The organism is Anaeromyxobacter sp. SG17 (assembly GCF_022690695.1).
Classification (GTDB): domain Bacteria; phylum Myxococcota; class Myxococcia; order Myxococcales; family Anaeromyxobacteraceae; genus Anaeromyxobacter; species Anaeromyxobacter soli.
Genome location: NZ_JALCYX010000118.1, coordinates 1 through 8,404 on the forward strand (window position 1 = coordinate 1; position 8,404 = coordinate 8,404).

At 74.3% G+C, this 8,404-nt stretch carries 7 protein-coding genes; all 7 read left to right on the top strand.

What is annotated here, in order from left to right:
• Window positions 1–1,872, top strand: a 1,872-nt coding sequence (locus tag MNY60_RS22630) for a penicillin-binding protein activator (RefSeq protein WP_242361977.1), incomplete at its 5' end; no start/stop codon positions are given.
• 117 nt (window positions 1,873–1,989) lie between these two features.
• Complete coding sequence (locus MNY60_RS22635) at window positions 1,990–2,958, top strand: site-2 protease family protein (RefSeq protein WP_242341510.1); 969 nt, start codon at window positions 1,990–1,992, stop codon at window positions 2,956–2,958.
• A gap of 123 nt (window positions 2,959–3,081) precedes the next feature.
• Window positions 3,082–3,486 carry a hypothetical protein gene (locus MNY60_RS22640; protein ID WP_242341511.1) on the top strand — a complete coding sequence of 135 codons (405 nt, stop codon included), beginning with the start codon at window positions 3,082–3,084 and terminating at the stop codon, window positions 3,484–3,486.
• Window positions 3,487–3,587: 101 nt separating this feature from the next.
• Window positions 3,588–5,450 carry an ATP-dependent DNA helicase gene (locus MNY60_RS22645; RefSeq protein WP_242361979.1) on the top strand — a complete coding sequence of 621 codons (1,863 nt, stop codon included), beginning with the start codon at window positions 3,588–3,590 and terminating at the stop codon, window positions 5,448–5,450.
• 138 nt (window positions 5,451–5,588) lie between these two features.
• Window positions 5,589–6,278, top strand: a complete 690-nt coding sequence (locus MNY60_RS22650) for an ATP/GTP-binding protein (RefSeq protein ID WP_242356880.1) — start codon at window positions 5,589–5,591, stop codon at window positions 6,276–6,278.
• Entirely contained in the window at window positions 6,275–7,669 is a 1,395-nt protein-coding gene (locus tag MNY60_RS22655; RefSeq protein ID WP_242356870.1) for a cell wall metabolism sensor histidine kinase WalK, read from the top strand. The genes MNY60_RS22650 and MNY60_RS22655 overlap by 4 nt, the downstream gene beginning before the upstream one ends.
• The coding region (gene thiL / locus MNY60_RS22660; protein ID WP_242361981.1) for a thiamine-phosphate kinase at window positions 7,669–8,404 on the top strand (736 nt) is incomplete at its 3' end. The genes MNY60_RS22655 and thiL, both read left to right, overlap by 1 nt.

Genomic DNA, 8,404 nt, shown 5'->3' on the forward strand with positions numbered 1-8,404 from the left:
GCGGCGCGCTACCGCGGCGTGCCGGCCGGGGGCGACGCCCTGCACGAGGCCGCCGAGCTGCGGCGCGTGGCGGGCGAGCCGGCGCGCGCGGCCGAGGATCTCCGCACCCTGCTCGGCGAGCACCCGCTCCACCCGCGCGCGGTCCAGGCGAAGTACCTGCTCGCCCTCTCCGACATCGAGCTCGGCCGGACCCGCGACGGGCTCGCGAGCCTGGCCACCCTCTACGAGAAGCTCCCCGCCGAGGCGCAGCCCGGCGCGGCCGCCCGCGCCGCCGAGGCGGCGCTCGCCGCCGGCGCCGAGGCCGACGCGGTCCGCTGGCTCGCGACGCTCGCCGCCGGGCAGGAGGGCGAGGCGCGGGCGAAGACGCTCGCGCGCGCCACCGCGGCGGTGGACGCCCTGGGGCTCGAGGACGCCGAGGGGCTGCGCCGCGCGCTGCCGCCGGACTCGCCGCTCCAGGAGCCGCTCGCGATGAAGGTCGCGCGCGTCCACCTCCACCTGCGCGACTACGCGGGCGCGGAGGCGGCGGCGCGCGAGGTGTTCCTGCGCTGGCCGCACGGGCCCTACGCGGACGACGCGAAGCGGCTCGTGGATCGCATCTCGCGCCTCACCTACGTCCGCCCGAACGTGCTGGGCGTCGCGGTCCCGCTCTCCGGCAACTTCAAGCGCTGGGGCGAGGCCATCCTGCAGGGCGTCTCGCTCGCGCTCGAGGGCTCGGGCGTGAAGGTGGCGGTGCGCGACACGCGCGGCGAGCCGGACGGCGCCGCCGCGGCGCTCGAGGCGCTCGTGCTCGAGGAGGGCGCCATCGCGGTCCTGGGCGGCGTCACGAACGCCGAGGGAGAGCGCGCCGCCGCCGCCGCCGAGGAGCTGCAGATCCCGTTCGTCTCGCTCTCGAAGCAGGAGGGGATCACCGCCGCCGGGCCCTTCGTCTTCCAGAGCATGCTCACCGCGCGCGAGCAGGCGGACGCGCTCGTCGGCCTCGCCATGGGCAAGCGCGGCATGCGCCGCTTCGCGATCCTCTACCCGTCCATGAGCTACGGCGTGGAGCTCGCGAACGCGTTCTGGGACGACCTCGAGGCGCGCGGCGGCGAGGTGCGCGCGGCCGAGACCTACGCCCCGGACCGGACCACCTTCACGCCGCTCGTGAAGAGCATGGTGGGCAAGCTCTACCTCGAGGAGCGCGGCGACTGGCAGGAGCAGTCCCGCGACATCGCCCAGAAGGAGAAGGATCCGTTCCGGCGCCGCAAGGCGCTCGAGAAGGCGCGCGAGAAGCTCCCCCCCGTCACCGACTTCGACGCCATCTTCATCCCCGACTTCGCGAAGAACGTGAAGCTCATCGCGCCCGCGCTGGCGGTGGAGGACGTCCTCACCCAGACCTGCGAGCCCGAGGCGCTCGAGAAGCTGAAGAAGCTCACCGGCCGCCCCGACCTCCGGCCGGTGCAGCTGTTCGGCGCGAACGGCTGGGGCGGCGACCCGGGCCTGTTCGACCAGTCGCCCGGCGGCGCGGGCCGGCACGTGCGCTGCGCCATCTACGTGGACGGGTTCTTCGCCGGCTCGGCGCGCCCGGGCACGAAGCGCTTCGTCGAGGCGTTCGAGCGGAAGTTCCCCGGCCAGACGCCCACCATCCTCGAGGCGTCCGCCTACGACGCTGCGGGGATGGCGCGGCAGGTGATCGAGCACGACCGCGCCCAGACGCGCGCCGCGCTGCGCGACGGCCTCGCGGCGGTGCGCGGCTTCAAGGGCGCCACCGGCGAGCTCACGATGGGCGCCGATCGGACGCCCGAGCGCGAGCTGTTCTTCCTCACCGTGGACTCGAACGGCGTCCGGGAGATGAAGCCGGAGGAGCTCGCCGGGCCCGGCGCCGGCGGGATGTAGCTCGATGGGGGCCGCCCCGGGGCGGACGCCTGCCCGGCAGAGCTCGTCGGGGTTCCGCCCCGGCCAGCCGGAGCGAGCCGTTTCGGAATCGCCGTCGGCCCGTTAGCTTGTCCCGGGATGGACGACGTCCTCGTGCGGCCGCGGCCGCGAGCCCGCTTCCCCGCCGCGAACGTCGCGCTCTTCCTCGCGACCCTCGCCACCACCGGCTGGGCCGGGCTGCTGTTCTCGCCCGCCGCGGCGGACGTGCGCACCCTCGGCGAGCTGCTCGCGCGCGTCCGCGAGGCGCCGGGCGTCCTCCTCGAGGGGCTCCCCTTCGCGCTCTCGCTCGTCGGGATCCTCTTCACCCACGAGATGGGCCACTACGTGCTCGCGCGGCGCGCGCGGGTGGACACGACCCTTCCGTACTTCATCCCGGTGCCCTTCGGCGTCGGCACGCTCGGGGCCGTGATCCGCATGCGCTCGCCCATCCCGTCCCGGCGCGCGCTCCTCGACATCGGCGCCTCCGGCCCGCTCGCCGGCCTCGTCGTGGCGCTCCCGCTGCTCGTGTGGGGGCTCGCTCACTCGGAGATCCGGGAAGTGTCCGCGGCGACCTCGCCGGCTTCCCCCTTCGGGGCGTTCCTCTCCTGGCTCGCGGGCCGAACCTCGCCGGAGGGCGCGGGCGAGGTGATCCACTTCGGCCACAGCCTGCTCACCCTCGCGGCGCAGCGACTCGTCGTGGGCCCGCTCGCGCCTGGCACCGACGTGGTCATGCACCCCGTCGCCGTGGCGGCCTCGCTCGGCCTGCTCGTGACCGCGCTGAACCTCGTGCCCGCCGGGCAGCTCGACGGCGGCCACGTGCTCTACGCGCTCTTCGGCCGCCGGCGCGCGCACGCCCTCGCCCGCCTCACGAGCGCGGCGCTGCTCCTCGCCGGGATCTTCGCCTCCTGGAGCTGGCTCCTCTGGTGGTTCCTCACCCGCTTCGTGGTCGGGCTCGGCCACCCGGCCGCGCTCGTGGAGGAGCCGCTCGGGCCGGGCCGCAGGGCCATCGCGATCTTCTCGCTGATCCTGTTCTTCGCGACGTTCGTGCCGGTGCCGGTGGCATTTTGAACGTTCACGGGGGCTGCGCCCCCGCCCGGCTCGATGCAAGCGCTCGCTTCGCTCGGGCACCGGCATCGGGGTCTCGCGGCGCCATTCGGTCCCGGGGCGTCATCGGCTAGACTCGGCGTTCCCATGACGTCGCCCGACGAGACCCTCCGCGCTCCTGCGCCGGAGCCGGAGGCCGACCCCGGCGAGGCCGAGGCCTGGGCGCGCGTCGTCGCCGCATGGGAGGACGAGGCGGCGCACGACGCCTACCTCGCGCGCTTCCAGGACCTCCCCGGGCTCGCGCTCGCGGGCCGTCGCTATCGCGACGCGGCGGCCGCGCGTCCGGACGATCCGGTCGCGGCGCGCATGCGCGACGAGGTGATCCGCCGGGCGACGGTGCAGGGCTTCGCGCTCCTGCCGCGGAGCGCGCCCGCCAAGGATCGCTCCGTGGCGCTCCGGCGCCTCCTCGTCGCCGTCGCGGCCGCGCTCCTCGTCGCCGCCGCCTACTTCGCCTTCCACCTCCTCGCCGCACCGCCCGGAGCCCCATCCTGATCCCCGCACCCGCCGCCCTCACCGTCGAGGACGTCCTCGGCCCGGACGGCCGCATCGCCCGCGCGCTCCCCGGCTACGAGCACCGCGAGGACCAGCTCGAGATGGCGCGCGCCGTGGAGCGCGCGCTGCGCGAGCGGCGCTACCTCGTCGCCGAGGCCGGCACCGGCACGGGCAAGACCCTCGCCTACCTCGTCCCCGCGGCGCTCTCCGGGCGGCGGGTCATCGTCTCGACCGCCACGAAGACCCTGCAGGAGCAGATCTGGGGGAAGGACATCCCGCTCCTGCGCGAGCGGTGCGGCCTCGACTTCGCCGCCGCCTACCTGAAGGGCCGCTCGAACTACTACTGCCTCGCGCGGGGCGCGGAGTTCGCGCGCGCGCCGACCTTCGCCGCGCGCGAGGAGGCGGCGCTCTGGCCGGTCATCGAGGCCTGGTCGCGGGCGACCGAGACCGGCGACCGCAGCGAGCTCGACCTGCCCGACCAGCTCCACACCTGGAAGGACCTGTCGGCGACGGCCGAGACCTGCACCGGCCGCGAGTGCGAGCGCTACGAGGACTGCTTCGTCACGCGGGCGCGCGCGCTCGCCGGCCAGTCCGACGTGCTCCTCGTGAACCACCACCTGTTCTTCGCGGATCTCGCCATGCGCACGAGCCGCGCGGGCGTGGAGATCCTCCCGGACTACGACGTCGTGATCTTCGACGAGGCGCACGCCCTCGAGGAGGTCGCCACCGAGTACTTCGGGCTCCAGGTCTCCTCGTACCGGGTGGACGAGCTCGGCCGCGACGCGCTGCGCGCGGTGGGCGACCGCCCCGACCTCGCGTCGATGATGCGCGACGCGACCGGCGAGCTGCGCCGCGCCGGCGAGCGGTTCTTCCAGGCGGTCGCCGCCGCCCGCGGCCAGGAGGAGGAGAGCGTGCGCGCGCCGCTCGTGGAGGAGCTCCTCGCGCCGTGCGAGCGCGACCAGGCGCGCCTCGACGCCGCGCTCGAGGCGCTGCGCGAGCTCCTCGCCGAGGCCGAGGCGCCCCAGCTCGCCCAGATCGCGCGGCGCGCCGGCGAGCTGCGGGTGGAGCTCGCGGCGGTCACGGCGATGAAGGAGCCCTCGCGCGTGTACTTCGCCGAGGTGCGCGGGCGGGGCGTGTTCCTGCGCGCGGCGCCCATCGACGTCGCCGAGGAGCTGCAGGCCCGGCTCTACCGGCGCACGGACACCGTGGTCTTCACGAGCGCCACCCTCGCCGCGCAGGGGCGCTTCGACTACTTCCGCCGCCAGGTCGGCCTCGCGCCCGAGTTCGACGTGGACGAGGCGCGCTACCCCGGCCCGTTCGACTTCCCGCGCCAGGCGGCCATCGTCTCGCCGGCCGCGGTCCCCGAGCCCAACGCGCCGGGCTTCCTCGAGGCTGCCGCCGGCGCGATCCGCGCGCTCACCGCCGTGACGGACGGGCGCGCGTTCGTGCTCTGCACCTCGAACCGCAACATGGTGGCGCTGCACTCGGCGCTCCGCGATCTCCCGTACCAGGTCCTCCTCCAGGGGGAGCGCCCCAAGGCGCGCCTCCTCGAGGCGTTCCGCGCCGAGCCGTCGGTGCTCTTCGCCACGGCGAGCTTCTGGGAGGGGGTGGACGTCCCGGGCGATGCCCTGTCGCTCGTGGTCATCGACCGGCTCCCGTTCGCGCCGCCGGGAGATCCGGTGGTGGCGGCGCGGCTGCGCGCGCTCGAGGCGGAGGGGCGGGACGGCTTCTCCGAGCTCTCGGTCCCCGCGGCGGCGCTCGCGCTGCGGCAGGGCTTCGGCCGGCTCGTGCGGACCCGGGACGACCGGGGCCTCGTCGCGATCCTCGACCGGCGCCTCGTCACGAAGGGCTACGGGCGCGCGTTCCTCGCCACCCTGCCGAAGAGCCCGCTCCTCCGGAGCGTGGAGGAGGCGCGCGCCTGGTGGCAGCGTGGCGGAGTCGCCCCGGCGCCGCACCGGGCGTGACGCGAGACGGGGTGTGCGTCGAGGGAGCACCGACTCCCCGTCCGAGCGGGCGTCCGTTCACCGGGCGGGGACATCGGGGATCGCGCGCTGATCGGTTAGAGTAGGTACCCGGGCGAAATGTCGCCCCCACCCGACCGCATGGCCCAGTTCAACGCCGACACGCGCGAGATCGCCGTCAAGGTCGTCTACTACGGCCCGGCGCTGTCCGGGAAGACGACCAACCTCCAGGCGCTCTTCCAGAAGATCGATCCGAAGATCCGCGGGCGTCTCATGACGCTCGACACGAAGGACGACCGGACGCTCTTCTTCGACATGATGCCCGTGTTCTTCCGCACCCGGGCGGGCGTGAAGGTGAAGCTGAAGCTGTACACGGTGCCGGGCCAGGTGATGCACGAGTCCACCCGGCGCATCGTGCTGCAGGGCACCGACGCGGTGGCGTTCGTGGCCGACTCGCGTCGCAGCGAGGCCGCGCCGACGCTCGCCTACTGGAACAACATGCTGAAGAACCTGGAGGCGAACGGGCTCGACTACAGGTCCCTGCCCATCGTCATCCAGATGAACAAGCGCGACCTCGAGGACGCGCGCGGCGACGGCGAGCTCGGTGATCTGCTCCGCGTGATCCAGCCGCGCATCGTGCCGGCGGTGGCCATCCGCGGCGAGGGCGTCGTCGAGACCCTGCACGCGCTGCTCCAGCTCACCTACCGCACCCTCGACAAGCGCTTCGGCCTCGAGTCCACCTGGCAGGTGTCGGAGCGCGAGTTCCTCGGCCAGATCTTCTCGCACGTGGACGTGCGCGGCTCACGGCTCGCGGAGGCGCCGGCGCGATGACGCTGCCGCCGTCCTTCCTGCAGCAGCGGCTGCCGCTCGGGGATCTCCTCGATCTCCGGGCGTTCGGCGACGTCTGCCACTCGTTCTCCGAGCTGTACCGCGTCGGCATCAAGGTGTTCGACGAGGCGGGCAACAAGCTCGTGGACGTGCGGGTGGGGAACGCCGACTTCTGCGGCTACATCTGGTCGAAGGCCGCCGGCCGCGAGGGCTGCATCGCCACGGTGGCCAAGGCGAAGGGCGAGCCGCTCCCCGAGGAGCCCGCCCCGGTCCTCGTGGAGTGTTTCTCCGGCTGCCGCTACGTGGTGCAGCCGATCCTCTACGAGGGCGACCTCCTCGGTCGGGTGGTGTTCGGCCCGTTCGTCCCGGACGACCTCGTCGAGCTGCCCGCCTCGCTGCGCGGCATCGCGCCCGACTTCGACGCGGAGCTCGCGAAGGGCTACCAGCAGAAGATCCGGCGCGTCTCGGTCGCCACCGCCGAGAAGATCCTGAAGCACTTCATGGATCTCCTCGACGTGATGGTCTTCACCGGCCACAAGAGCCTCATCGCGGCGAAGCTCCACATCGAGGCGGTGCAGGAGAGCTACCGCGAGCTGCAGGACAAGAACCGCGAGCTCGAGGACAGCTACGCGAAGCTGAAGGAGCTCGATCGCCTCAAGTCGAACTTCCTCGCCACCATGAGCCACGAGCTGCGCACCCCGCTCACGAGCGTCATCGGCTACTCGGAGATGATGCTCGAGGGGCTCGGCGGCCCGCTCACCGCCGAGCAGCGCGAGTACCTCGGCATCATCATGGAGAAGGGGGAGAACCTGCTGCAGCTCATCACCTCGATCCTGGACATCTCCAAGATCGAGGCCGGGCGCGTGCGGCTCGTGCTCTCCGACGTGGACGCCACCCAGATCATGCGCGACGCCGTGGCGACCGTGCTGCCGCTCGCGCGCAAGAAGGGGCTCAAGATCGCCTGCGAGGCGGGCGCCATGCCCCGCATCCAGGCCGACCGCGACAAGCTCCGCCAGTGCCTCGTGAACCTCTGCTCGAACGCGGTGAAGTTCACGCCCGCGGGCGGGGCGATCCGCGTCTTCGCCGAGGCGCTCGCGGGGGACCGGCTCGCCATCCACGTCGCGGACAGCGGCATCGGCATCGCCGAGGAGCACCTCGGCAAGGTCTTCGACGTCTTCTACCAGGTGGACGGCTCGTCCACGCGCGAGTACGGCGGCGCCGGCCTGGGCCTCGCCATCGTGAAGAGCTTCGTGGAGGCGCACGGCGGCGAGGTGGCGCTGCGCTCCACCGCCGGCGTGGGCACCACCTTCTCGCTCGTGCTGCCGCTCCGCCCGAGCGTCGCGCCCGCCTACACCCCCATCGTCCCGCTCGCCGCCGTCGGGCGCGCCTCCTGATGCCCCCGCGCCCGCCGCCCGGCGAGTTCGAGCTCATCCGCCGCTTCACGCACGCGCTGCCGCTCCGCGGCGAGGGCGTGCGGGTCGGCCCCGGCGACGACGCGGCGGTGCTCGCCCCGCCGCGCGGTGAGGAGCTCGTCGTCACCGCGGACGCGGTGGTGGCGGGCGTCCACTTCGACCGCGCCTTCTCGCCGGAGGACGTCGGATGGAAGGCGCTCGCGGTGAACCTCTCCGACCTCGCCGCCATGGGCGCGCGGCCGCTCTGGGCCCTCGTGTGCCTGGGCGTGCCACCCGGGGTGCGCCCCGCCGAGCTCGTGCGCCTCGGCCGCGGCCTCGGCGCCTGCGCGCGGCGCTACCGCGTCGCGGTGGCCGGGGGGAACGTCACGCGCGCCTCCGAGCTGTCCGTCACCGTCACCGTCATCGGCGCCGTCCCCGAGGGGCGCGCCCTGCTCCGCACCGGCGCGCGCGCGGGCGACCTCGTCGCCGTCACCGGCACCCTCGGCGACGCCGCGCTCGGGCGGGCTCCCGGCGCCCCGGCCGCGCTCGTCCGCCGCCAGCGCCGGCCCACGCCGCGCCTCGCCGCGGGGCGCGCCCTCGCCGGCGTCGCCCGCGCCGCCATCGACGTGTCCGACGGGCTCGTGCAGGACCTCGCCCACCTGTGCGAGGCCTCGCGGGTGGGGGCCCGCATCGGCGTCGCCGATCTGCCGCTCTCCGCCGCCGCGGAGCGGCTCGCCC

Coding starts and splice junctions, on each gene's coding strand:
- MNY60_RS22645 (WP_242361979.1), top strand. CDS start 3,588: ATGGCGCGCGCCGTGGAGCGCGCGCTGCGCGAGCGGCGCTACCTCGTC.
- MNY60_RS22635 (WP_242341510.1), top strand. CDS start 1,990: ATGGACGACGTCCTCGTGCGGCCGCGGCCGCGAGCCCGCTTCCCCGCC.
- MNY60_RS22640 (WP_242341511.1), top strand. CDS start 3,082: ATGACGTCGCCCGACGAGACCCTCCGCGCTCCTGCGCCGGAGCCGGAG.
- MNY60_RS22650 (WP_242356880.1), top strand. CDS start 5,589: ATGGCCCAGTTCAACGCCGACACGCGCGAGATCGCCGTCAAGGTCGTC.
- MNY60_RS22655 (WP_242356870.1), top strand. CDS start 6,275: ATGACGCTGCCGCCGTCCTTCCTGCAGCAGCGGCTGCCGCTCGGGGAT.